Origin of the sequence: Endozoicomonas sp. 8E (genome assembly GCF_032883915.1) — a bacterium.
Taxonomy (GTDB): domain Bacteria; phylum Pseudomonadota; class Gammaproteobacteria; order Pseudomonadales; family Endozoicomonadaceae; genus Endozoicomonas_A.
Genome location: NZ_CP120717.1, coordinates 1,511,695 through 1,536,625, shown reverse-complemented (window position 1 = coordinate 1,536,625; position 24,931 = coordinate 1,511,695). Strand labels below are relative to the sequence as shown.

Here is a 24,931-nt window from a genome sequence, read left to right as displayed (position 1 = left end):
CCAGTGAGTCGCTCTAATAAGACTATCGGCCCTCAAGGAAGGGAAATAATAACGATTATTGGAGCATCATTATGAATACTTTCGGGAGCATACAACACCCGGCACAGCCCTGTCATCAACCAAACCTTAACACCCAGTCGGTAACAGCCTCTGGCCAATGGACAACCACCGAGCCGACCAAACAGCTACCCGGGCCTTCCAGAGAAATTGAGCGTCAGGCACTGCGTCAGGCGGCGGAGAGTGGGCGTCTGGCGATTCGGCAAATTGAACCAGCCGAAGTAGCCAGTTGCTTTAATGACAACGGCACACCAGGATCCTATACCCTTGCCTTGCAGGGGATGCAACACGGTAGCCCGAGAGGTCAATGGACGGTAGGCATTGTCGACCCCGATTGCCTGTATGTCTACAAACAAGATCCAGGTGAATGGCCGCTGAAACAAGGCGCAGAGGCGGATAAACTGGACGTAAAATTACTGTCTGATCTGCAATCATTGGCTGAAAAAGATAAAGAGGTACAAGAACAAGCCGGGTGGGAGGTGTATAAACGTTTTACCTCAGGACATCTGGGGGCGGACGGAAGGTTCAGCTTACCGAAACTGAAGCCCGGCAAATACGATAGCCACAAAGCTGGTTCAGTCTATTCGTCAGGCTCCGTACCCTGTCCACAACTCGTGGTCACCAACAATGGAAAAGCAGACATCAAATGCTTTTTTGTTATGAGTAATGTCCGTGGAAATATTTCGGATATTCTGCAGAAAAAGCGTGAGTGTGAGCAGGCATTGAGCCTGCCCCCCCTGCCACTGGTTGTTTTTTGCCCCGACACCGGGTCTGCGGAGGTTTGTTATGATGATGAACTTGACTCTGAACATCTGACCCTGATTGAGCCTTGTCTGGATTTTGATCCTTCCCGGAAATCTTTATCCAAAATCATGGACATAATGAAATTATTGCCAATGCATTTGCAAGCAGAGGCATTGAGGTCAGGATTTTCCATCCCGCCGGATGATCAACATAAATGGCAACAGGCCATCGAGCTGGTGAGTAATCCCTGTCCCAACAGTCGCCAGAAGCTTCTGGAATTGCAAGAGAGTGGTTTGCACATTCACCGCTGCTTTTTCCATGAAGGAAAAATGACTTCTTTGCTTGATCTGCTCCTGATTTCTGAAATAGACAGATACAATGCCCATGACCGGGTAACGGAATTCCGGGCTGATGAAGTTGCCCCATTACTTCGGCTGCTTTTGAAGAACGGGGCCATACTGACTGCGTGGGGCTGGCGCCATTTCAGACGGATGGGAATTTATAGTCAACTTTTTATGCCACCGGACATGTTCAATTATATGGTGGCTGCCTTTGGTCCGTTTAAGTTCCTTACCTTGGAAAACCTTTGGAATATACCATTGACTGGTTGTCCTGGAGGCATTGTTGAATTTGACCGAATCTGCCAGGAGTACAATGATCAGCAACGGCAGAGCTGCCTGAAAGAGGGATTATCTTTTAAGCGGCTTTATCAGAAGAAAACAACCCTGGATACCCTGGAGCCCTTCCTGATAGCCTTGTTTCATTTCGGCGCTGTCCTGGACGAAGACGTTTTGGATGCTGTTAGAAGCAATCTGAAGCGGTATGACGGTGAAACGCTTATTGATAATTTATCCGTAGCTGGTTACATCGAATGGATTAAAACACTTTGGCATGAACGGAATACTCATCCCCTCTTCCGGAATTGGCCAGCACATGTCGAAAAGGCCAATCAGCAACTCAAGGCACTGAAAGATTCCCTCGATCTGCCGGTGGATCGCTTGGCATCGTTGACACCGGCGTTACAGTTAATGGTGGATGCATTCAGCAAACCGCCGGTCTTGCCAGATAATGTCGGCGACAATGAAGACACCATCCTGAAGGTGTTACAGCATTATTACCGTCGCCCGGGACCGGAGCGGGTAGTGGCCAGCCTAAACAAAATCTTTCTAAAACCATGGAAAAATAATCACTCTTGCAATCATGCCCTGCGAGCCAGGAATAATGGGCTCTGGTATATGGAATTGCTGGAGCGATGTCAGGTTCACTGTTTTAATCCAGTCGAAAAAAGTCTCCTGCCACTGGCCATTATTTATCAGAATGCCGCAGCTGAAGATGTCGACAAATCGGAAGTAAAAACCAGGTCAGCTGTTTACTTCAAACGGGACCTGACCGGGCATTTCCCTGAAAAGCTACTGGATGAGGTCGCCCTGGCGATGGTCAATATGAAAAACGATATTGATGGTATAGCGGTTCAGAAGCTGTCTGAAACCGTGCGCTGGTATCTGCGTATATTACGCTTTGCCGATCGTATGGAATTTATTCGCAATATCGTTGAGCCTGAATTTCCCGGGTTGGCGACTCAGCCCGAGTTTTTCAACCCTTCTTATCTTGACTTGCCAGACCAGTGGGCCAGGCATTTTACCAGCAAGCCTGACCACAAAACTGAATTCCAACGGCACCTGGAAGCCGCCATGCACGGTGCGGCTGACCTGGTGCAGGTAACAACCACGAACCCTGTGGACCAGCGCAAAAATCCCTACGCCAAAGTCTACGGCCTGATGCCTGATGGCAAAAAAATCACCCTGCAATTTGACCGGACAGCGGAGCCCGTGCAAGGAATGGACCGGTTTATTGATGATAATGTTCGCCGCAAAATTGCCAAAAAGGCCGGAATTATTACCTGTTCAGACCCCAGTCACAAAACCTGCAAGGCGGATCAGAACAAAGGGATCACTTATGGTATTCATAACAGCTGGTACGATCTGAGGCAGGTGAGGATTCCGGCCGCAATGACATTGTTGGAAAAGATGCAGTTCGAACATGACCCGTCACTGCTGAGCCCGGCAACACAACAGGCAATAGAGGAAGAGGTGCAGCGGCTGAAGAGTGAAGGTATTCGGATGAATACGGGCACCTTGACCCAGGAAACGCTGGATTCGGAGGAAGCCCAAAAAGTGCTGGAGGATCGGGGTATCGCTGTGGTTAGCGAGAAACGTCACTACTTTGCCGCAGATGGATTCCCGAAAGAACGGGAAATGCTGGTGCCAAAGAAGATGGAGAAGCCTGATGCTCAGACTGCGCCAGCAGAGGATAGCCGACAAAATCCTTTGATCTCGCTATGAAAATGCGGCTGCGGACTTTAGTGGGACCCTAATGGAACTTTTTGCCAGATAGTTACTCCAAAGACTCTTAGGTTTACCTTCAGGAAATGGTTAAGTAATAAGTCTTACAGGAGTATTGCCATGAATATTACCCATGGAACGGGAACCTCTCAGAGCCTGTGCCCTACAACAAATTTTGACACCCAATCGGTAACGGCTTCTGGCCAATGGACAGTCTGTGAATCGACCAGCAAGCTGCTACCCCCTCATCCCAGGGAGTCCGAACGACAACAGCTACTTCGGGCAGCTGAGAGTGGACGCCTGGCGTTTCGGCGCATCAGATTGACTGAAGAAAACGATTACTTCTCGGGTAAGGGAGCACCAAGACCCTTCACACTCGCCCTGCCGGGAGAGATGATGCCCTCTATGCCCCTGCCAGATGATTGCGGTGAATGGATGGTGGGCATTACTAACCCCCAATGCCTGTTCGTTTACAAACGTGATGCCACCACCCGGTATCTGGAGTTGGGCGCAGATGCGGATAAACTGGATGTAAAACTACTCTCTGATCGGCAATCATTGTTCGACGGACTCATTGAGCATGCCAATAAGGTTACCTGGGGAGTTTATCCTCGTTTCACCTCGGGACATCTGCAAGCGGACGGAACCTTCAGTTTACCAAAATTGAAAACTGGCAATTATTCCCGCCTGGAATGTTACCCTGAACTGGTGCTGACTAATTACCGCAAGAAAGACATCCAATGCTTTTGCGTTTACAACGATTCACAAACAAATATTTCCGACATCCTGCGGGATAAGTATCTCTGTGAATTTTTATTGCAGATTGACCCCTTGCCTCTGGTTGTTTATTGCCATCGCACAGGTTCTGTACAGGTCTATTTTGCTGATGAGCTGGACAGTCTGTATCTGACCAGGAATGAGCGTTCTCTGGATGATTTTGCGTTTTCACAGGGCCTGGCTCCAGATCATTTCAGAGACATCCTGAATCTGCTGCCCATGTCTTTGCGAGCAAAGGCACTGAGTTCGGAGTCAACCGTCTCAGTTGATCCGGATGTCATACACAAACAACAACAGGCCATCGAGCTGGTCAGTGATCCCTTTCTTTACAGTTATGAAGAGCTTCTGGAGTTAAAACAAAGTGGCCTGCCAATCCACCAGCGTTTTTTTCATAAAGGAAGAGTTCGATCTTTACTTGGCATGCTGCTGGACTCCGAAATACTCAGAAACGAGCGGCCAGAACACGATCAGACCCGGAAACAGGAGGACGAAGCCCAGCGCTTATGTCAGTTGCTTCTGCGCAGCGGTGCGAGGCTGGATGGGTATGTATATCTCATTGAGCGCATGGCGGGTATCTTTGGACCGGCAATCCCGGCTGGGATATTCAATTGTTTGGTAGCTGCCTCTGCTCCATTTGAGTTCCTGACTCTGGAACATCTCAAATGGTACCCTTTGACCGGCTGCCCGGGTAGCGTCGTTGAATTTGACCGTATCTGCCGTGGTCAGAATAAACTGCAACGGCAGGAATGCCTGACAAGGGTATTAAATTATGTGGTAACTCTGAAGAATAGAACCCTCAAACATATTCAGCTCAGCTTATTGGCCCTGTTTCATTACCAGGTTGCCGTGGACAAAAACGTTCTGGATAGTCTTGAATGCCATCTGGATATGTATCGCCAAGAAGATGAAAATATCATTGATGATTTTTCCGTGGCTGATTATGTCAAATGGGTCAAAAAACTATGGGAGCAACGGGAAACATATCCTTTCTACCAGAATTGGCCAAGGCATGTCCGGCAGGCTCAGCAGGACATCAAAGATCTGAGACAATCTCTCGGTCTGGACGATTCTCACAATCTGGCAACACCATTGGCAACCGAAACACCAACGGCATTAAAGTTTGTGGTGGACGCCTTCAGCACAGCGCCAGTCCTGCCTGATCTTGTCGGCGATAATGAAAAAACCATTCTGAAGGTATTGCAACATTATTACCGCCGTCCGGGAGCGGAACGGGTGATCCAGAGACTTGGCATGCAAACCATACCAACCGTGTGGAAACCACTGCACAGCTGCAGTCATGTCCTGCGGGCCAGGAATAATGGGCACTGGTATATTGAATTGCTGGAGAAATTTCAACAATGCTCCTTGCGCCCGGACGAAAAAGAACTCCTGTCGCTGGCGATTATCTACCATGATGCGGCTGCCGAAGATGTCGACAAATCAATGGAAGAATCAAGTTCAGCTGATTATTTCAAACGGGATCTGGCCGGGCACTATCCTGCAAAGCTGCTGGCTGATATGGCAAAGGCGATAGTCAGCAAGGAAAACGATGTTAAGGGTAAAGAGGAGCAGAACCTGCCTGACGCTGTGCGCTGGTATCTGCGCATACTACGCTTTGCAGATCGAATGGATGTTATCCGTGGTTCCGGGGTTGGGGCTGATTTTCCCGGATTAACAGTGACTCGAACTCTGGGTTTTGACGCTACACGTCTTGACTTACCATCGCAGCTGACCGGTGAGTTTAGCTCCTGGTCTTTCAACAAGAGTGAATTCCAACGCCATCTGGAAGCCGCCATGCACGGTGCGGCTGATTTGGCGCGGGTAACCGGGCCGCTTCTGGATCAGCGCAAAAAAAACTACACCCAAGTCTACGGTCTGAAAGACAATGGCGCAAAGATCTCTGAAAACTTTGAATGGACAACTGAGCCAGTGCGAAGAATGAACCAGTTAATTGATGACAATGTTCGGCGAAAAATAGCTCAGGAGGCCGGAATTATTGTCTGTTCAGACCGGAGCCACAAAGCCTGCAGGGCTGATCAGAACAAAGGGATCACTTATGGTATTCATAACAGCGGGGATGATCTGAGACAGGTGGCGCTTCCGGCCGGAATGACGCTGCTGGAAAAGATGCAGTATGAACACGACCCGTCGCTGCTGAGCCCGGCAACACTTCAGGCAATAGAGGACGAGGTGCTGCGGCTTAAGAGCGAAGGTATTCGGATGAATCTCGGCACCTTGACGCAAAAAACGCTGACTTCGGAGCAAGCCCAAAAGGTGCTGAAACAACGGGGTATTGCCGTGGTCAGCGAGAAGCGCCCCTACTTTACCAACGATGGCTTCCCGAGAGAACGGGAAATGCTGGTGCCAAAGAAGATAGCGAAGCCTGATGCTCAGAGCGCGTCGGCAGAGTAGACCTGTAAAATCCTTTGATCTGGCTGTGAAATGCAACTTCAAACAGCAGCAACCTGGCGGAACTTTTCGCCAGCCAGTGACTCTAAAAAAATACAAGCGCCCCATAGGGAGAGGGTGTCGCAAAACTCCAACAGCTCGTTCCCATGCTCTGAGGTCGTCATTCCCGCGAAGGCGGGAATCCAGCGCCAAAGGTGGATCTCTGCCTTCTCGGGGATGACAAGGCCAGGGGGGCACCGGGCAGTAGGGTTATGGCGGTGAGTCAGTGTGGATTCCCGCCTTCGCGGGAATGACGAGAATGAAGTCGGGAATGACGAGAATGAAGTCGGGAATGACGAGAATGAAGTCGGGAATGACGAGAATGAAGTCGGGAATGACGAGAATGAAGTCGGGAACGACGAGAATGAAACCGGGAATGACGGGAGTCAACTCGTTCCATGGCTGGAGAGAGTTTTGCGACACCCTCGTGGGGAAGCAGTAAGTTTTACAGGAGTATGACCATGAATGTTTCCCATGCAGTGGGGACCTCTGCGAGCCTTTATCCTCGCCCTCAATCAAAGCGAGCAAAGTTAGACACCCAGTCGCCAACGGCCTCTGGCCAATGGACAGTCTGCGAACCAACCAGCAGGCTGCGACCCCATGATTCCAGAGAGTCTGAGCGACAGGAGCTGAAGGAAGCTGCCGCCAGTGGACGCCTGGCGTTTCGGCGAATTCAATACACCAAAGAAAAAGATTACTTTTCGGGTAAGGGAGCACCAAGACCCTTCACCCTCGCTCTGCCGGGGAAGATGATGCCTACTGAGCCCATATCAGATGGTTTCGGTAAATGGATGCCAGGCATTGTTAACCCCCAATGCCTGTACGTCTACAAACGCGATGCCGATACCTTTTTTGTGCAGAAGGGCTATAATGCGGATAAATGGCTTGTAAAACAACTGCCTGACCTGCAATCACTGCACGACGCACTTCTTGAGCGCACCAATAAAGTTGTCTGGGGAGTTTATCCTCGTTTCACCTCGGGACATCTGCAAAAAGACGGAACATTCAGTTTACCAAAGTTGAAACCCGGCGATAAATCCCACTTTCAAAATTACCCTGAACTGGTACTCACCAACTACCAGATGGAAGACGTTAAATGCTTTTGCGTGTACAAGGACGCACAAATAAATATTTCCGATATCCTTTGGCATAAGAATCAGTGTGAAACTTTACTGAACCTTGGCTCCTTGCCTCTGGTGGTTTATTGCCACCGCACAGGTTCTGTAGAGGTCTGTTTTGATGATGAGCTGGAAAGTCCGCACCTGGCCAGCAATGAGAATTCTCTGAATGATTTTGCGTTCTCACAGGGCTTATCTCCAGAGCATTTGAGAGCCATGCTGAATTTGCTGCCAATGCCTTTGCGGGCAAAAGCACTGAGTTCGGAATCAACTATCTCAGCTGACCCAGATGCCATGCACCTACTGCAAGAAGCCATCAAGCTGGTAAGTGATCCCCGTCATTACAGTTGTGAGAGGCTTCTGGAATTGGAACAAAGTGGCTTGCCAATTCACCAGTTTTTTCCTCATGAAGGACGTGTTGAATCTTTACTTGGAATGTTACTGGTTTCCGAATTGATCAGAAACGACCGGCCAAAGCACAAGCAAATCCAGAAACAGGCGGACGAAGCCTGCCGCTTATGTCGGCTGCTTCTGCAGAGCGGTGCAAGACTGGAAAAGAATTTTCCACCCATTTTCAATATGGATGATTGCATGCATGCATTAATGCCACTGAGCATTATGAACTATGTTTTGCCTGCCTTTGCTCCATTTGATTTTCTGACCCTGAATCATCTCCGGAGACTACCTTTAACCGGTTGCCCGGGAAACGTCATTGAATTTGACCGAATCTGCCGGGAAACCACCCAACAGCAGCGGCAAAGCTTTCTGGAAAAGTTAATAATACACCATGTGGTTAACTTTAATCCTCCAACTCTCAACACCCTCCAGTCCCTTTTACTGGCGCTGTTTCATTACGGAGTTTCTCTGGACAATGACGTTCTGAATCGCCTTAAAGTCCATCATGCAAGCGGATATGAAAATGGAGAGAAGATTATTGATGATTTATCCCTGGATGATTATATCAAATGGCTTGAAAACCTTCGGGCTCAACGGGAAAAATATCCTTTCTACCAGAATTGGCCAGAGCATGTCCGGCAGGCTCAGCGGGAAGTTAAGGACCTGAAACAATCTCTCGGCCTGAACGATACCGGCGCATCGGCAACACCATTGGCAACCGAGCTACCAGCGGCATTACAGTTTGTAGTGGACGCGTTCAGCACACCACCAGTCCTGCCTGACAATGTCGGCGATAATGAAAAAACCATCCTGAAGGTATTGCAACATTACTACCGCCGTCCGGGACCAGAGCGGGTAATCCAGTGCCTTGTCAAACAGACCATGCCAACCGTGTGGAAACCACTGCACAGCTGCAGTCACGTCCTGCGGGCCAGGAATAATGGGCTTTGGTATATGGAGTTGCTGGAGAAATTTCAGCAACGTTTCTTGCGCCCGCAAGAAAAAGAACTCCTTTCTCTGGCGATTATCTACCATGATGCGACAGCCGAAGATGTCGACAAATCAGTGGAAGAATCAAGTTCAGCTGAATATTTCAAACGGGACCTGGCCGGACACTACCCTGAAAAGCTGCTGGCTGATATGGCAAAGGCGATAGTCAGCAAGGAAAACGATGTTAAGGGTGAAGAGGAGCAGAACCTGTCTGAGCCAGTGCGATGGTATTTGCGCATATTACGCTTTGCGGATCGAATGGATGTTATCCGTGGTTGCGGGGTTGGGGCTGATTTTCCCGGATTAACGGTGACTCGACCTCTGGGTTTTGACGCAAACCGTCTTGACTTACCCTGGCAGCTGACCGAAGAGTTTAGCTCCGAGCCTGACAACAAAAGTGAATTCCAACGCCATCTGGAAGCCGCCATGCACGGTGCGGCTGATCTGGCGCGGGTAACCGGGTCACTTCTGGATCAGCGCAAAAAAAACTACACCCAAGTCTACGGCCTGCTCGACAATGGCTCAAAGATCTTTGAAAACTTTGAATGGACCACAGAGCCAGTGCAGAGAATGAACCAGTTTATTGATGACAATGTCCGGCGCAAAATCGCTCAGGAGGCTGGAATTATTGTCTGTTCAGACCCCAGCCACAAAGCCTGCAGGGCCGATCAGAACAAAGGGATCACTTATGGCATTCACAACAGCGGGTATGATCTGGGACAGGTGACGATTCCGGCCGGAATGACGCTGTTGGAAAAGATGCAGTACGAACATGACCCGTCGCTGCTGAGCCCGGCCACACAACAGGCAATAGAGCAAGAGGTGCAGCGGCTGAAGAACGAAGGTATACGGATGAATCCGGGCACCTTGACGCAGGAAACACTGCATTCGGAGGATGCCCGAGAAGTGCTGAAGGAGCGGGGTATTGCTGTGGTCAGCGAGAAGCGTCGCTACTTTAACAACAATAGTTTCCCGAGAGAAAAGGAAATGCTGGTGCCTAAGAAGATAGCGAAACTTGACGCACAAAGCGCGCCAGCAGAGTGGGCCTGTAAAATCCATTGATCCCACCATGAAATGCAACTTCAGACAGCAGCAACCTGGCGGAACTTTTCGCCAGCCAGTGACTCTAAAAAATATACCCCCCCATAGGGAGAGGGTATCGCAAAACTCTGGTTCCGACGCTCTGAGGTCGTCATTCCCGCGAAGGCGGGAATCGAGAAGTGCTGAAGGAGCGGGGTATTGCTGTGGTCAGCGAGAAGCGTCGCTACTTTAACAACAATGGCTTCCCGAGAGAACGGGAAATGCTGGTGCCAAAGAAAATACTGAATAGGTTTTTAGAATAGCAGCGGTAAAAAGGGGTAGACCACCTCTGTGGCATAAAGCCGGATTTTTCCCCCGCAGTCATTTTAAGTATTATGGCGGGAATCGCTTCCCGGTCCATTCCATTCTGCAATTTGTCCCGTGCATAGGTTTTTGCTATACAACTAGTAATAGAAAAAACCCATGAAAAGGAATTCGCAATGCCCAGTATTGAAAACAAAAGAGATTTACCTCCCTCACTTCAGTCACTGAATAAAACACCTGACAAGAAGAAGCGAAAAAAGGAACACCCCCCACGCGGCGAGTTACAGGGCCTGAAAGCATGGTAACCAGAGTTTTGCGACACCCTCTGAAAATTCGATAACTAAAAAATGGATAAAGTATGAAACTAAGAGGACCGCTCGGAACAATTTGGGGTTTTAATGCTACTAATGACACAACAAAATTAGAAGCTGAACAGAAAAAGTTCAAAGGAAGGAGTGTAGAGCTCAAAAGTCACATTCATCCTGTTAAGTACATTCATCAAGGGCATGTTAATCTCTGTGGTGATGCCTGTGTAGAAATGCTCAGAAGGTTTTATGGTGACAAGCCATTATTTGTTACCAGTATAAATTCAAAAAAAGTTGAATCACTTTCTACTAACCCGAGAAGTATATTTAAAGGATTCCCCTTAGAAGAATTTTACGAAGAGACTATTCGTTCAAATTTCAAATTATCTGAGTTGCAATTTCCTGATTCTTCTTACACTCAAGAAGCATTCGTTGAGTCTTTAACTGAACTCATCGCCGAGACACCTATTCTTCTCAAATATCGAGAAAATTGCTTCTATGGTCATTACGCCCTGTTAATAGGCATTATGGGTGATAAATTAGTCATTCATGATCCGTGGTCCGGAGGTAGTCAAATAGAACCTGTAGAGTGGTTGCAGACACTGATTTCAGAAAATGAATTAGAAGCATTTCTTGCACAAAACAAGACTGCTGATGACATACTTCCAACAGGCATCATTACAATAAAAGCTGACTCAGAAGATCCAGAACCTTCAGAGGATTTTGATAGTCTAGTTGCCAGAGTAAAAGAGCGCCTTAACCGTCGACAATGATGTACCTCGCCTATGCTGGAGCGGCTGTCGCAAAACTCAGGTTCCCATGCTGTCGTGCCCTGTGGCACCCAGCGAGGGAACCTATACCTTATCTCAGGTTTTAAAGCCCGGTTTTTGAGGTGTATGCATTCCGACACGGAACATAGGAAAGAGTCACCCCGATTAGCACCCAACCTTGCGGTGACTTTCCAAAGCATTCCGTGAGGATGATTTGCAGATATCCACAGGCATCTCGGACCGACCGGTAAAACCCCGGTTCCCCGTCTCCAGCGTCAGAACGAGATAAACAGGACGTCCTGTTCCCGCTTCAATTAATTATCTATCGCCGTATATTTTGATTTAATTTGCAAAAATAATATTAAATTGCTTTTTTAGAAAATTATGAAAAAAACGTTGCCTTGATAAAAAATTATTCTCCACATCATCATTGCCTTCCGATTCTGCCGCTATTATTGAATAAGTTTTTCTTTCGTCTCAGACAGCAACCTGATGGGTCTGTCTGTGAAGGCGAATCTTCATTCTCGACCGAACTTTCAAGCCATTTAAAGGAATCAACAGTAGACTGACCGGAGAGGTCCACGTCCGGTTGCGTATGAAGCTTGTCCTACAGAACGTGCCTGCGGTTTATCACTGAAAATGACCGCTGCGCTTTAACTGAACAGCTAAATTGATCAGGAGCCGTTGACTGATGATCAGATTACTGGGTACTCCACTTGGCAAAACCATAGCTGCAGCTGCAATCACTCTCGGGACTGCTCTCAGCCCTTTCCAGGCCTTCTCCTTCCAGGATGATGAACTGGTGATCTGGGTAGGCGGTGACAAGGCCTACAACGGTATCCGGGAAGTCGGCAAGGAGTTTGAGGAAGACACCGGCATCAAGGTTAAAGTTGAGATTCCGGAAAACATTACTGATCGTTTTCAACAGTCTGCAGCGTCCGGTGGTGGACCAGACATTCTCTTCTGGGCCCATGACCGATACGGTGAATGGGCCCAGAGCGGTCTTCTTTCCCCTGTAAATCCAGCTCCGGATTTCAAAAGCAAGATTGACGATCTGGGCTGGCAGGCGATGACGGTTAACGGCAAGATCTATGGTTACCCTGTCTCTATGGAGGCCATCAGCCTGATCTACAACAAGGATCTGTTGCCAAACCCTCCCGGCTCATTTGAGGAAATGTTTCCTCTTAAAGACAAACTGGCCAAACGCAAAGTTACTACCATTATGTGGGATCAGATCCAGCCTTACTTCACTATGCCGATGCTTGCTGCAGATGGCGGCTATGTCTTCAAAAGAACACCGACTGGTTATGATGTTAAAGACACCGGAGTCAATAACGCCGGAGCCATGGCCGGTGCCAAAATGCTGACCGAGCTGATTGACAAGGGCGTTATGCCCAGAGGCGTTGATTATGGTGTTATGGAATCCAGCTTCAACAAGGGCCAGTCAGCCATGATGATTACCGGCCCCTGGGCCTGGTCAAACCTGGACAAAACCAAAATCGACGGCAAAGATCTGAATTATGGTGTGGCCGCTTTGCCCAGCATCAATGGCCAGCGTTCCAAAGCATTTGTTGGCGTCTGGGGAGCCACCTTGAACAGTGCCAGTCCTAATAAAGCCCTGTCAAAAGAGTTTCTTGAAAACTACCTGCTAACAGACGACGGTCTTCGTACTATGAACAGCGATGTTCCACTGGGTGCTGTGGTCAACAAAAGCTACATGAAGGAACTGGAAAAAGATCCTCGCATCAAGGTTACCTACGAAAATGCCGTCAACGGCTTGCTCATGCCCAATGTACCGGAAATGGGCAAATTCTGGTCAGCCATGGAGTCTGCTCTGCTGAACATTACCTCCGGTAGACAGGACTATAAGAATGCGCTTAATGAAGCAGCCAGGCAGATTGTCAACTAGGCTGACTAGATCCCCTTTTACTTATCTCAACGCGGTGAAATACGACAAGTGATTTCGAGAGTGATTCATGCAGTTTCAAGCCCACCGGATCAGAATGTGTGAGCTAAATCTGCTCCAGGAGTCGACTTTATGGAGGCTGATCAGAAAGCAAAGAGCCCATTAACGTGGTTCGTATGTGGGTTGATTGGCATGATTGACCTTGTGCTGCTCTACGGCGTGGCCCTGATGTACTTTCAGGGAGAGTTTGCTTTTGCCCTGATCATTCTGCTGATTGTCTGCGTCGGCACCTGGGTGTTCATCAGCACTGACGGCTACAACTACCGATATGTTTTCCCTGCAATTCTGGGTGTATCGATATTTATAGTTTTCCCCCTGATCTATACGGTATATGTCGCATTCACAAATTACAGTTCCAGCCACCTTTTATCCATCGAGCGAGTAAAAATCCTGCATCTGGGCAAAACCTATAAAACAGAGGGTGAGTCCTACCATTTCAGGGTTTATCAGCAGGGGGCTGAGTACCGGGTTCTATTTATCAGTAAGAAGGAAACAGACAAGTACCTTATAAGCCAGCCGTTCAACGAAACCGTCATTCCAACGCCATTGAAAGCTGACTTGTCACCGGACCTTCCTGGGGGCAATGAACTCCCCCTCAAGGAGACCATAAAGCTTCGGAGTACCCTCAAAAAACTGGACGTAGAACTGCCTGACAATACTGAGCTGACAATGACCAGCCTGAGAAAATTTGGTCCCATGTCAAAAATTTATCGTGACATTGGTAATGACACTCTGCAGGACACGCGTAATGGCAACCTGCTAAAGCCTGATCATACAACGGGCTATTATATCGAAGTGCCTGAAGGGCAGCCTGATTCAGCGGGCAAGCAGGTAAGACCGGGCTTTGTCGTCTATAATGGCTGGGATAATTTTGTTCGGGTGCTCAAAGATCCCGGAATCCAGGGCCCTTTTTTACAGATTTTCCTCTGGACCTTGGTATTTGCAGCTCTCTCGGTACTCTTCACCTTGACTGTAGGTTTGCTGATGGCCTGCCTGGTGCAGTGGGAACCCCTGAAAGGCAATAACTTATACCGACTGCTGTTAATTCTTCCTTATGCAGTTCCGGCCTTCATTTCTATTTTGATCTTCAGGGGCCTGTTTAATCAGAATTTTGGTGAGATCAATATGCTGCTAAACATGCTCTTTGGGGTTCAACCCGAATGGTTCAGCAATGAGTATCTGGCAAAAACCATGGTCCTGATCGTTAATACCTGGCTGGGTTATCCCTACATGATGATTCTTGCCATTGGCCTGTTGAAGTCTATTCCAGATACTCTTTATGAAGCTTCAGCAATAGACGGCGCCTCCCCCATCCAGAACTTCTTTAACATCACTTTACCCATGATCATAAAGCCACTGACACCGCTGTTGATCGCCAGCTTTGCATTCAACTTCAACAACCTGGTTCTGATTGCACTACTGACTGACGGTGCTCCCAATATCATTGGTGCCAGCACTCCGGCAGGTGCCACCGACATTCTGGTGAGCTATACCTTCCGGATCGCATTTGGCCAGTACGGTCAGGATTACGGCCTGGCTTCTGCCATAGCCACCTTCATCTTCATCATGGTGGGCATCATAGCCTGGGTGAACCTGAAAGCGACTAAACAGGTAATGGAGTGAACGACTATGATGGTACAGTCAAAAAACCTGAAATACCGGGTGTGGTCCGCCAGAATTTTTATGATTCTCTTTCTCTGCCTGATCATGTTTCCCTTCCTGATGATTATTTCAGTGTCTTTTCGTTCCGGTAACTTTGCTACCGGTGACCTGATACCCAGTAATCCCAGTCTGGAACACTGGTATCTGGCTTTGGGTATTCCCTGGGAAAATGCCGATGGCTCCATCACCCATTCTCCCTTCCCTGTTCTTCTCTGGTTATGGAACTCTATCAAAGTAGCGTTTATTTCCACGGTGCTGATCCTGCTGCTATCAACCACGGGCGCCTACGCATTCGCCAGACTGAGATTCCGATTCAAGGAATCCTTGCTTACCACCATGATGATTCTGCAAATGTTTCCAGCGGTACTGGCACTGGTTGCCATATACTCCCTGTTTGAGCAGATCGGTAACTATGTTCCCTGGTTAGGACTGGACACACTGGGTTCGGTAACTGTCGCTTATCTGGGTGGTCTGGCCCTGCACATCTGGTTGATCAAGGGTTACTTCGAAACCATTGACTCATCCCTTGAAGAAGCTGCAGCGATTGACGGAGCAACGCCCTGGCAGGCGTTTCGTTTTGTATTGCTGCCGCTGTCGACACCCATTCTGGCGGTGGTCTTTATTCTGGCCTTCATTACCAATATTGCTGAATATCCCGTGGCTTCAGTGCTTTTGCAAAGTATGGATAACCTGACGCTGGCGGTTGGCTCCAGACAATATCTGAATCCACAGAATTATCTCTGGGGCGACTTTGCTGCGGCAGCCGTTCTGTCAGGTCTGCCCATCTCTATTATTTTCCTGTTGTGCCAGCGCTGGATTGTCGGTGGTCTGACTTCAGGTGGTGTCAAAGGTTAGGAGCCTTTCGGACTTGAGGCTGTGCTACGCGGCAACTGCTCCTGAGTTGCTCTAGCTCCTGCGTCCATGCAGTCGTGCGGTTGCGATAAATTGGTCTAAAAATTCCTGCTTTTTCGTCAAATAGCCCCACTATTCTCCTCAGAAGCAGAAATTTTCATCCTCAATTTCTCGCAATACTCGCAACGGACGATCAAGTCCGACAGGCTCCTGGCGGGTTCAGCGTATAAAAAACGGAAAACCTTATGGCTGAAGTTAAGCTTGTCAATATTTCCAAAAGCTATGACCAGGGTAAGACCTGGGTTCTCAGGAATATCAACCTGAACATTGCAGAAGGTGAATTCATTGCGTTTATCGGGCCTTCTGGCTGCGGTAAGTCCACTCTGCTTCGAATGGTCTGTGGCCTTGAAGATATCACTGAAGGCAAAATGTTCATTGCCGGAGAGCAGGTGAATGACTGGCCACCGAACGAGCGCAGGGTAGGCATGGTCTTCCAGTCTTACGCTCTCTACCCACACATGTCGGTGGCTGAAAATATGGCCTTTGGTCTGAAGCTGGCAAGAGCCGATAAATCATTAATCAAAAGCCGGGTTGAAGAAGCCGCCCGTATTCTCCAACTGGAAGCCCTGCTGGATCGAAAGCCAAAAGCCATGTCCGGAGGTCAACGACAAAGGGTGGCTATCGGCCGCTCCATTGTGCAGCAGCCAAGGGTCTTTTTGTTTGATGAGCCGCTGTCCAATCTCGATGTCGCGCTTCGGGTTCAGATGCGGCAGGAAATAGCCCGACTCCACAACCGTCTGCAAACAACGTCTATCTATGTCACCCATGACCAGATTGAAGCCATGACTCTGGCGGATCAGATTGTTGTCCTGAGTCCTCTGGCTCAAGGGGCAAAAACTAACCTGGAGCAGGTTGGCAAGCCATTGGAGCTTTATCACCAACCCGCCAACCTGTTCGTTGCCGGATTTATCGGTTCACCCAAAATGAATTTCTTTGACGGTTTTATTGAAGAGACCGGCAACAGCGAAACCCTAGTCAAATTAACCACCGGTGAAATACTCCGGACAAATGTTGACTGCCAGGGTGCCAAAAAGGGTGACAGGGTCGTGCTGGGTATTCGGCCCGAAGATGCTCTGGCAGAAACGGATAATGGCAACGCTGTCGAAGGCAAGGTTGAAACGCTGGAGCGTCTGGGCGCCGAATCTTACATATACATGAGCCACGATACCATTCGAGAAAACTTTATTGTCCGGGTAGAAGACTCAAAAAAACGTGATGCAGGCAGCAAGATGAAAATTGAGCTTCCGGTTCAGTTTTGTCACCTCTTCAATGCTGAGGGCAAGGCTTTTCCTCGCACCCAGGCGCCGGCCCACGACTGATAAGAGAGAGCGTTATGTCTGATCCTGATCTGATTGAACAGCTGGCCGGGTACTATCGCGTTTCTGGAGAATACAGTGACTGGGCGGGTGAGCCTGTCAGCGTCCCCATCGAATACAAACTGCCGATTCTCGCCGCCATGGGATTGAACGTTAAGTCTGACGACGCGATAAAACAGGCGATTACAGACATTGAACAGCAGAGGTGGCAGCAACTTTTGCATCCCGTTTTAGTCTTCACACAGGGACAAACCTATCAGGTCAGTCTGCACCTTGAAGATCAACAGCTGGGTCATCTGTTCAAAGGCGAAATAATACTGGAAACCGCTGGCCACCACTCACTGAATCTGAATACTGACGATATGCCTATAGAGGAAAGTTGCACTTTTGGGGGTAAAACCTATCATCACCTGACGTTCAAATTGCCGGAAACTTTACCCCTTGGCTACCATCGGCTCTCGCTGCAGAGTAACAATACGCAAGACAGTGCACTGATAATTATTGCTCCTGAAACCTGCTACGAACCTGAAAGACTGGGTAGTGGAAATAAGATATGGGGCAGTGCAATTCAACTTTACACACTCCGAACTCGTCATGATTGGGGTATGGGTGACTTTTCAAGCCTGAGTCAGTTGGCGACTCAACTGGCAGAACAGGGCGCAGATGTTATTGGTCTGAATCCTATTCATGCCCTTTACCCTGCCAACCCCCTTCATGCCAGCCCCTACAGCCCATCGAGTCGAACCTTTATTAATCCCTTGTATATCGATATCACAGCTGTGCCGGACTTCAGGGAATGTGACGAAGCCCGGAAGCGATTTGAAGAGCCAGAGTTCAAAGAACAACTGCAACGGGCAAGAGATCAGGAATACGTAGACTACAGCCTGGTAGCATGGTTGAAGTTTGGTTTTCTAAACTCACTGTTTGAACACTTCTATCAACAACACCTGAACCCCGAAAGCTCAAGGGGAAAAGCTTTTCTGGATTTTTGCAGAAACCGTGGCCCGGCTCTGGAGCAACACGCCCTCTATGAAGCTATTTATGAGCATTACAAAAAGCTGGACATCAATAACTGGGGATGGCCATGCTGGGAGCCTTTGTTCCAAAATCCGGAATCCAGTGCCGTTAAAGCCTTTGCCAGCAATAACCGAAAGCGCATTCAATACTATATGTACTTACAGTGGCTGGCTGAAGATCAGCTGGCCAAAGCCCAGGAAGCGGCCATTGAAGCCGGTATGCTGGTGGGCATCTATCGTGATTTGGCCGTAGGTGTGGACAGTGGCGGCTCTGATGTCTGGAGTCATCGCAGCCTGTATTGTCTGGATACAGGCGTTGGTGCGCCCCCGGATGGTGTAGCTCCCCAGGGACAGAACTGGGGTTTGCCTCCCTTTAATCCCCGGGTGCTAAAGGCTCAGCAGTACCAGCCCTTTATTGAAATGGTTCAGGCTAATATGAGCCATTGCGGAGCTTTGAGAATTGATCACGTCATGGGGCTGCTAAGGCTCTGGTGGTGCCCCAAGGGCAAAACGGCTGATTATGGCGCCTATGTCTATTATCCCCTTGACGACTTGCTGGGCATTATCAAACTGGAGAGCCATCGTCGTCAGTGTCTGGTATTCGGAGAAGACCTCGGGACAGTTCCGCCTGAAATTCAGGCCACTTTGCCACCGGCTCTGTTCTACTCCAATGAAGTGGTTCTTTTTGAATGCCTGGGTGATCATTTTACGCCACCTCTGGACTATAAACCCATGGCTTTGACCTGTATCAGCAACCATGACATTCCCCCTCTGAAGGCCTGGTGGAATTGTCTGGATCTGGATTTGCGTCTGCAACTGGGCATTTATGATCACGACCGGGCTCTGCAGGAGAAAGAGGCAAGGCATAGAGAAAAATTGGCTTTACTGAAAACACTTTCGAGCATCCATGAGTTTCCTGAAGGCATGAACCCACACGATATTTCCACCATGGGATACTCAAGGGACTTAATGGAAAAAGTGCATTATTACCTGGCTAAAACAGCCTCAAAAATCACTGTGATTCAGCTGGAAGAGGTTTTGCAAATTGATTCCCCGGTGAATATTCCCGGGACCAGCGAAGAGTATCCAAACTGGCGCAGGAAGTTGACCGATACTCTGGAGAATATTTTTGCTGATGAATCCAATCGGTCGTTTTTTAACAACATGACGGTGATTAGAAAGAGCGGTTAAGTTTAACGCCATCAAAGTGCAAAACAGAATGCGGCCGCTTTAATAGTGGAAACGACAGGCTGCAAGTATTAACTCTTGATTAAATCCGCAACGAGCGCAACACTCGCTGTTATGGATAAGGTTCAAGCTACCTTGTTAAACACTTAAGAAAGACATTTCTGGCACCGTTGATATCACAATCAACGATGAAGCCCTCACCCTTAATAACCTTGGAAGAACCTAATTTTTCGTCAATGGTCCCGCTCCATGATCGAGTCTTGGATGTATAGGCTTCGTTGCAATCAACCACATGCTTTCCATACTTTTTTGCGTACCACTTAAGCCGCTTTTTGAATTGGTAGTGATTGAGGTCAAGCATCTGGCGGCAGGTGTTACGGCGAATGGTGCGAACCTTCTTATCTTTGCGTGTGACCATACCTCTTGTCTCAAAGGTTGGCAAAAATACAACGTCGTAGTTCGACACCAACTCGAACGCCAGCCGGTTATGCAGATCAAGAACAATGTCATCCTTTTTGCATTTCAGCCGGTCAATTTCCCTGTTGAAATGAATAATCCGATCTCTTGCCCACTGGGGCATGTCGGGGAACTTAACGCCTTTCTGCGTGTTCAGGATTTTTTGCTTTTGACTGATCAAGCTGTCCACTTGTTTCATCAGTGGGAACAGCTTTGTTTTTGCAACGTTATCACCCGCTATCAATGCCTCTTTTTCGCTGTAGCACGTGGCAAAGGTGCGAACTCCGGGGTCAACTCCAACGCATCTAACCTTCCCTTGGATTTCGGGATTTAGCTCAATATATTGTTGAACCTGAATGAACCAGCGACCTTTGTCGTAGGTTACGACACAAGATTTACCAATCGCTTCTGCTGGCACATCCTCTGTCAGGTGAATCTTGCCAAGGGCCTGTACGCAGGGATTTAATCCCTTTGGCAAACGGTCAATAGAGAATGAGTGCCTGCTACCTTTGCGGCTTTTGAAACTGATTTCTGCAAAGCTCTCTTTAGCTCCCTTGAGCTTCTTGTTGTGCTCGCAGACCGCTTTGAATGTGGTCGCTGCCGCCAGTGTTCCATTATCAGAAACAAGCGAGTTATAAGCCCTGCCACTTTCTTTTTGCTCTTGCTTCACTTGAGCTTTAATGGCAGGTCGCATGTTGATGAATTTTCCGCTGGCATCTTTATAGTCATCGTTGCGGAAACGCTCAACAGCAAGGTTGTACGACCTGCGATAGAGTATCAGGGCATCGTGATAGGCTTGCTCATTCTCTGGGTAAAACCTGACCTTTTTTGACGCTACTCTCTTTGCGTCTTTTAGCAGATCGCTTCCCGTAGTGGCTATTGCAGAATGAGGTAATGAAACCGATAAGCTCTTGGGTGTCGAATGACTCACTGGCGTTATCCGGGTCATCCAAAACTTCGATTTGTCCTCCCGATAATTCAACAAGCCACTTGACAAGTTCAAATCCTGATCGGGCAAGGCGATCTTTTGTGGCAACCACAATATGGGTTGGATTTCCGCACACCGCTGATTCCAGAATGGTTTGCAGTCCTTTTCGCTTAAAGTTGAAAACACTGGCAATGTCGCTGATAAATTCTGCGTCAGGGTGCTTTTGGAGTAAGATACGCTTTTGCATGTCAATGCTGGGTTTTTGCTTTCCAGAACTAACTCTTGCATAGCATATCTTCCTTTGCGGGTTAATGAATATGCGGAAGTGACCATCACTGGTTTGCTTCACTTTTTCGTAGTGACCGCTTTCGATCTTGCGCCTTATAGTTTGGCTGGTTACGCCTTCAATCTTAGCGAGCTTTGTAGCTGAAACCCACAAGATAAATTCACCTTTTAATGATTTATCTTGTGTCTAGCGTAATTGATTTTGCGATTGTTGCAATTTTATTTGACTGTTTGTCTGTCGCCTTATAAATCTGGCGGTGCTCATCCGTGATTCGACGTGACCAATAGCCCTGCCAGTTACCCCTCAGTGGCTCGGGCTTTCCTGTTCCGGAAAATGGATCACGCAAGCCTTCAGTAATGAGCTTATTAATACGCCCTAGTATTTTTTTGTCATGTTCCTGCCAGTAAAGATAATCACTCCAGGCTTTTTCTGACCAACATATCAACCTTTTATGCCTCGTCATCAATCAAGCCTTTCTCTGTAACCTGACCTGCCTCAATTTGAGCAATAGATTCATTCAAATGTTTTATGTTGTTCGAAGATGACATTAAGTGAAGATTTTCCATCAGGTTGTTGTAGCTGTCCAGTGACATGATCACGGCAGCCTCACCTTCCCGGCGGTGGATAATAGTATGGTTAGCATTTTCAGCCACCTGATCAAGCAGCGACTTCAGATTATTTCTGGCCTCAGAATAAGAGATTACATTCATAGTGGTATTTCCTGAACAATTAATTGAACAACATTTTGTACAAATTTAGGGCTATTTATAGATATGCCAAGATTCTCGCCACTGTCCGATAGAATAAATGCACACCCCATCCGTTCTGAGCCTGTCGAAACGTTGACAAGCTCAGGCAGACACTCTTGGAAGATTAATAATCAAACAGCTTATCCACTTCATCCAAGGCAGCCTTGATCTGATCAATGACCTTCAATGCCGCAGCTCCCTGACCGGCCTTCAGGTGCTCGTATATCTGCAATTGGTAGTGATACAGGACTTCCCCGCCATAACCGTCTACAGCATCGGGAGTTTTGGGGGCATTCAGTTTATCAACGGGTTTACCATACTGCTCGACAAAGTACTCCTTCGTATCCCTGAAAGTGTTCCCCAACTCCCCCCTTTTGACGATAGCCCAGCCAAAATTGCATGACTTAAAGGCCTTATTAACAGCATCAACATAATGCTGCACAACTTCTTTTGTAAAAGGGTCCCGTACCGCATTTGGAAGTGCCACAGCAGTAGCAGCTTCAGGAACAATGGCCGTTGAAGCAAGAGCCACCTCTGAACTTTTTATACCGATGGCCAGATGCCCTGTATTGCCATGAATTGCTAGAGGATCTGGAACCGGCGGAGCTACAACACCGTAAGCTTTGGCATATGCCTTGGCCTCATTCATCAAACCCGTTTTCCCTTTCCTCAGTTCATCGGTGGTGTATATGAGCATACAAACAGCCTGCTCATTGGAGCGTCTGTCATTATCGATGACGAATTGGGCTTCAATACTTTCAGGGCTGGTAAACCCGGGTTTTTTATACTTGATCTGACTTTCAGGTATCCTGGCTATGATGTTGTTTGACTGATCCAGAAGCGCAATGGCCGGGTAGAAGAGCTGTTGCTTATCGCCCTCCCTGACAACATAGCTGTTTACAGTCACTTTATGACTGCCCGTTGGCGGCAGACTGAAAGCCAGAACCGGAGTCTCTCCGGTGGATTGTTTCAGCCTTGAAGTAAACTCGTTAACGACAATACGAGCCTGTTTTTTGTCGGCAGGATGCCTCAGTGGCTGACACGCAATATGTTTAACCGAGTTATATACTTTGCCTTCTGAGTCTGGCTGAAAATCTACTTCTTCCCGGTTATTAAAATGAGAACAACCCGTCAGAACTATCATGGGGACAAAAACACACAATGAAAGAAACTTTTTTTTTCGCACTCCAGACACATCCCGTCGTTTACAAGATCTTCTTATTAATGCCCCTTTAATTCGGCCACTTACATTGCCAATTATTCTGATACCTCTCAACAAACTCATAAACTGTATACCTGAATTCACGATCAACAAAAAATTGCAGCATTTTTTCACTATCAGTAACAGTATGGCTGCACAGGCTCTGGGAGCCTGTCTGCAAACATAGTCGCATTTGGGTTGGACAGGATAAAAAACTCTATTATCTGCTATTTTTTCCCATTTACTTTGCTGATTGTGAATCTCTGGTCTAGATTTTTTACGGGTATGCCGAAAGCATAATTCTCAAAGTCATTCGGTTTATTTGCTCAAGCCGCCATGAATATGAAATGGCTTCAAGATCTTGAGAAACCGCATCTTCATGGCAACAGGCCAGAGCAGCTCAGCCAACGGTTAGCTCTGGTCGACCGTCGTACACACACAAGGTAAATAGCAATGATTCAGATACAGAGTACTCTGTCTGCTCTGGGTCGCAGTATTGGGGTTATTTCTCTCGCTTCCCTCCCTGCACTTTCCTGGGCCTTTGAAGAAGTTAATGTTGATTTTCACGGCTATGCCCGCTCTGGCGTAGGTCGTTCAGCAGAAGGAGGAGATCAGGCCTGCTTCAAAGCGGCTGGAGCACCCGCAAAGTATCGTCTGGGAAATGAGTGTGAGACTTATACCGAGCTGAAGCTTGGTGCTGAGTTGTCTAATGATAACAACACATCTTTCAAGTTGGATACCAATGTCGCCTATAAGGTTTTCCAAAACAATGACTGGGAAATGCCCGGAATGGGTGACGATTATTACGGCAACAATGAATTTGCCCTGAGGGAGGTCAACTTACAGGCCAGAAATATCATCGAGGGTATGCCGGAAGCTATGCTCTGGGCAGGCAAACGCTTTTACCAGAGACATGATGTTCATATGAATGACTGGTATTACTGGGATGTTTCTGGCCCTGGAGCAGGTATTCAGGATATTGATGTAGGCATAGGCAAGTTTGATATTGCTTGGCTAAGACATACACCCAAGGTTGAATATTTTGACAGCAGTGGGTCTTACGAAAAACAAGCTGTTGAAACCGATGTCATAGATCTCAGACTCAAGGATTTGAGATTAATGGATAATCTCAGCCTTGAACTGGGAATTGACTACGGGAAGGGAAACCCTCCTGACAAGTATGAAAACAAGGAGGCCCTTGATAAAGACGGATGGATGCTTACAGCTGAGTTGACTTGGGAGGTTCTGGATGGCTTCAACAAGTTTGCAGTGCAATACGCGAGTGATGCCATGACGGGTCCAGGTGTTGGCTCAACTGGGCGAGATATTGTCTCAGCAGAATGGTACAAAGGTAACAAGCTCTTCAGGGTACTTGATCATGGATCGTTCTCTCTGAGTGACCAAATGGACATCATGTACGTTGCAGCATGGACTCAGGTCGAATACGACGAAGAAGCTCAAAGACTGAGTGGGTTGCCCGATGACCCCCCCTCCTTGCCTGACAAAAGAACTTGGATAACTGCAGGTATCAGACCCATCTGGAAATGGACTGAAATCACCAGTACTGCAATTGAGCTGGGTTGGGACAAAGTAGAAAATGCCTTTTATGATAGCTCTTTAAACAGTGGTAAAGGTCAGGGCTTTGATAGTCAGGTAACCAAATTTACTATAGCTCAACAGTTCCATCCAAAATTTGGAGCATTTGTCAGACCCGTTATCAGAGTATTTGCCACCTATGCCAAATGGGATGGGATTGAAGAGGACTGGAAACTTCCAACAGAGACTGATGAAAACGCCAAGTGCACCGCTAGCTACTCTGCAGAAGAGTGTTATAGCGCTGCTGGTCTGGGATATTTCGATACAGGCACCTCTGCGACTCAAATCATAAAAACCTTTGGCGCAGAATCTGAAGGCTGGACATACGGCGTGCATTTCGAAGCCTGGTGGTAATGGCTAATCC

The 24,931-nt window shown here is 47.9% G+C and carries 17 protein-coding genes; 11 read left to right on the top strand and 6 right to left on the bottom strand.

Going from position 1 to position 24,931, the window contains the following annotated elements:
* Positions 1–71 precede the first annotated feature (71 nt).
* Together P6910_RS05530 and P6910_RS05525 are read left to right on the top strand one after the other, a co-directional pair.
* Positions 72–3,143: a hypothetical protein gene (locus P6910_RS05530; RefSeq protein ID WP_317145287.1), complete on the top strand. Its 3,072-nt coding sequence runs from the start codon at positions 72–74 to the stop codon at positions 3,141–3,143.
* Between the two features lie 120 nt (positions 3,144–3,263).
* A complete protein-coding gene (locus P6910_RS05525) occupies positions 3,264–6,332 on the top strand; it encodes a hypothetical protein (protein WP_317145286.1) in 3,069 nt (1,022 codons plus the stop codon).
* Positions 6,333–6,578: 246 nt separating this feature from the next.
* On the opposite strand, the gene P6910_RS05520 is transcribed toward P6910_RS05525, so the two are convergent.
* Positions 6,579–6,791, bottom strand: a complete 213-nt coding sequence (locus P6910_RS05520) for a hypothetical protein (RefSeq protein ID WP_317145285.1) — start codon at positions 6,789–6,791, stop codon at positions 6,579–6,581.
* Positions 6,792–6,829: 38 nt separating this feature from the next.
* Here P6910_RS05520 and P6910_RS05515 point away from each other — a divergent pair, with 38 nt between their 5' ends.
* From P6910_RS05515 to malQ, 8 genes are all read left to right on the top strand, one after another.
* Positions 6,830–9,934, top strand: coding sequence for a hypothetical protein (locus P6910_RS05515; protein ID WP_317145284.1), 3,105 nt, complete (start codon positions 6,830–6,832; stop codon positions 9,932–9,934).
* Between the two features lie 458 nt (positions 9,935–10,392).
* Entirely contained in the window at positions 10,393–10,521 is a 129-nt protein-coding gene (locus P6910_RS05510) for a hypothetical protein (protein WP_317145283.1), read from the top strand.
* Between the two features lie 53 nt (positions 10,522–10,574).
* The gene (locus tag P6910_RS05505) at positions 10,575–11,294 is read left to right on the top strand and encodes a papain-like cysteine protease family protein (protein ID WP_317145282.1); all 720 of its coding nucleotides are present in this window, start codon (positions 10,575–10,577) and stop codon (positions 11,292–11,294) included.
* 688 nt (positions 11,295–11,982) lie between these two features.
* The gene (gene malE / locus P6910_RS05500) at positions 11,983–13,200 is read left to right on the top strand and encodes a maltose/maltodextrin ABC transporter substrate-binding protein MalE (protein WP_317145281.1); all 1,218 of its coding nucleotides are present in this window, start codon (positions 11,983–11,985) and stop codon (positions 13,198–13,200) included.
* A 129-nt stretch (positions 13,201–13,329) separates the two neighbouring features.
* Positions 13,330–14,880, top strand: a complete 1,551-nt coding sequence (malF, locus tag P6910_RS05495; protein ID WP_317145280.1) for a maltose ABC transporter permease MalF — start codon at positions 13,330–13,332, stop codon at positions 14,878–14,880.
* A 6-nt stretch (positions 14,881–14,886) separates the two neighbouring features.
* Complete coding sequence (malG, locus tag P6910_RS05490; RefSeq protein ID WP_317145279.1) at positions 14,887–15,774, top strand: maltose ABC transporter permease MalG; 888 nt, start codon at positions 14,887–14,889, stop codon at positions 15,772–15,774.
* Between the two features lie 242 nt (positions 15,775–16,016).
* Entirely contained in the window at positions 16,017–17,150 is a 1,134-nt protein-coding gene (locus tag P6910_RS05485) for a sn-glycerol-3-phosphate ABC transporter ATP-binding protein UgpC (RefSeq protein ID WP_317145278.1), read from the top strand.
* A 14-nt stretch (positions 17,151–17,164) separates the two neighbouring features.
* Positions 17,165–19,354, top strand: a complete 2,190-nt coding sequence (gene malQ / locus P6910_RS05480) for a 4-alpha-glucanotransferase (protein ID WP_317145277.1) — start codon at positions 17,165–17,167, stop codon at positions 19,352–19,354.
* Between the two features lie 127 nt (positions 19,355–19,481).
* Here the strand turns inward: malQ and P6910_RS05475 are convergent, their stop codons facing one another.
* The 5 genes from P6910_RS05475 to P6910_RS05455 all read right to left on the bottom strand — a co-directional run bounded on the left by P6910_RS05475 (position 19,482) and on the right by P6910_RS05455 (position 22,956).
* Complete coding sequence (locus P6910_RS05475; RefSeq protein WP_317146509.1) at positions 19,482–20,585, bottom strand: transposase; 1,104 nt, start codon at positions 20,583–20,585, stop codon at positions 19,482–19,484.
* 22 nt (positions 20,586–20,607) lie between these two features.
* Positions 20,608–20,982 (bottom strand): recombinase family protein, encoded by a 375-nt coding sequence (locus P6910_RS05470; RefSeq protein WP_317145276.1) that lies wholly within the window; start codon positions 20,980–20,982, stop codon positions 20,608–20,610.
* A gap of 214 nt (positions 20,983–21,196) precedes the next feature.
* Entirely contained in the window at positions 21,197–21,484 is a 288-nt protein-coding gene (locus tag P6910_RS05465) for a Txe/YoeB family addiction module toxin (protein ID WP_317145275.1), read from the bottom strand.
* Positions 21,471–21,731, bottom strand: a complete 261-nt coding sequence (locus P6910_RS05460; protein ID WP_317145274.1) for a type II toxin-antitoxin system prevent-host-death family antitoxin — start codon at positions 21,729–21,731, stop codon at positions 21,471–21,473. Before P6910_RS05460 ends, P6910_RS05465 begins: the two co-directional genes overlap by 14 nt.
* 163 nt (positions 21,732–21,894) lie before the next feature.
* Positions 21,895–22,956, bottom strand: coding sequence for a MalM family protein (locus P6910_RS05455; RefSeq protein WP_317145273.1), 1,062 nt, complete (start codon positions 22,954–22,956; stop codon positions 21,895–21,897).
* A 468-nt stretch (positions 22,957–23,424) separates the two neighbouring features.
* Between P6910_RS05455 and lamB the strand changes: the two genes are divergently transcribed.
* Positions 23,425–24,921 carry a maltoporin LamB gene (gene lamB / locus P6910_RS05450; RefSeq protein WP_317145272.1) on the top strand — a complete coding sequence of 499 codons (1,497 nt, stop codon included), beginning with the start codon at positions 23,425–23,427 and terminating at the stop codon, positions 24,919–24,921.
* The last annotated feature ends 10 nt before the right edge of the window (positions 24,922–24,931 follow it).

Coding starts and splice junctions, on each gene's coding strand:
- P6910_RS05530 (WP_317145287.1), top strand. CDS start 72: ATGAATACTTTCGGGAGCATACAACACCCGGCACAGCCCTGTCATCAA.
- P6910_RS05525 (WP_317145286.1), top strand. CDS start 3,264: ATGAATATTACCCATGGAACGGGAACCTCTCAGAGCCTGTGCCCTACA.
- P6910_RS05515 (WP_317145284.1), top strand. CDS start 6,830: ATGAATGTTTCCCATGCAGTGGGGACCTCTGCGAGCCTTTATCCTCGC.
- P6910_RS05510 (WP_317145283.1), top strand. CDS start 10,393: ATGCCCAGTATTGAAAACAAAAGAGATTTACCTCCCTCACTTCAGTCA.
- P6910_RS05505 (WP_317145282.1), top strand. CDS start 10,575: ATGAAACTAAGAGGACCGCTCGGAACAATTTGGGGTTTTAATGCTACT.
- malE (WP_317145281.1), top strand. CDS start 11,983: ATGATCAGATTACTGGGTACTCCACTTGGCAAAACCATAGCTGCAGCT.
- malF (WP_317145280.1), top strand. CDS start 13,330: ATGGAGGCTGATCAGAAAGCAAAGAGCCCATTAACGTGGTTCGTATGT.
- malG (WP_317145279.1), top strand. CDS start 14,887: ATGATGGTACAGTCAAAAAACCTGAAATACCGGGTGTGGTCCGCCAGA.
- P6910_RS05485 (WP_317145278.1), top strand. CDS start 16,017: ATGGCTGAAGTTAAGCTTGTCAATATTTCCAAAAGCTATGACCAGGGT.
- malQ (WP_317145277.1), top strand. CDS start 17,165: ATGTCTGATCCTGATCTGATTGAACAGCTGGCCGGGTACTATCGCGTT.
- P6910_RS05470 (WP_317145276.1), bottom strand. CDS start 20,982: ATGCAAAAGCGTATCTTACTCCAAAAGCACCCTGACGCAGAATTTATC.
- P6910_RS05465 (WP_317145275.1), bottom strand. CDS start 21,484: ATGACGAGGCATAAAAGGTTGATATGTTGGTCAGAAAAAGCCTGGAGT.
- P6910_RS05460 (WP_317145274.1), bottom strand. CDS start 21,731: ATGAATGTAATCTCTTATTCTGAGGCCAGAAATAATCTGAAGTCGCTG.
- lamB (WP_317145272.1), top strand. CDS start 23,425: ATGATTCAGATACAGAGTACTCTGTCTGCTCTGGGTCGCAGTATTGGG.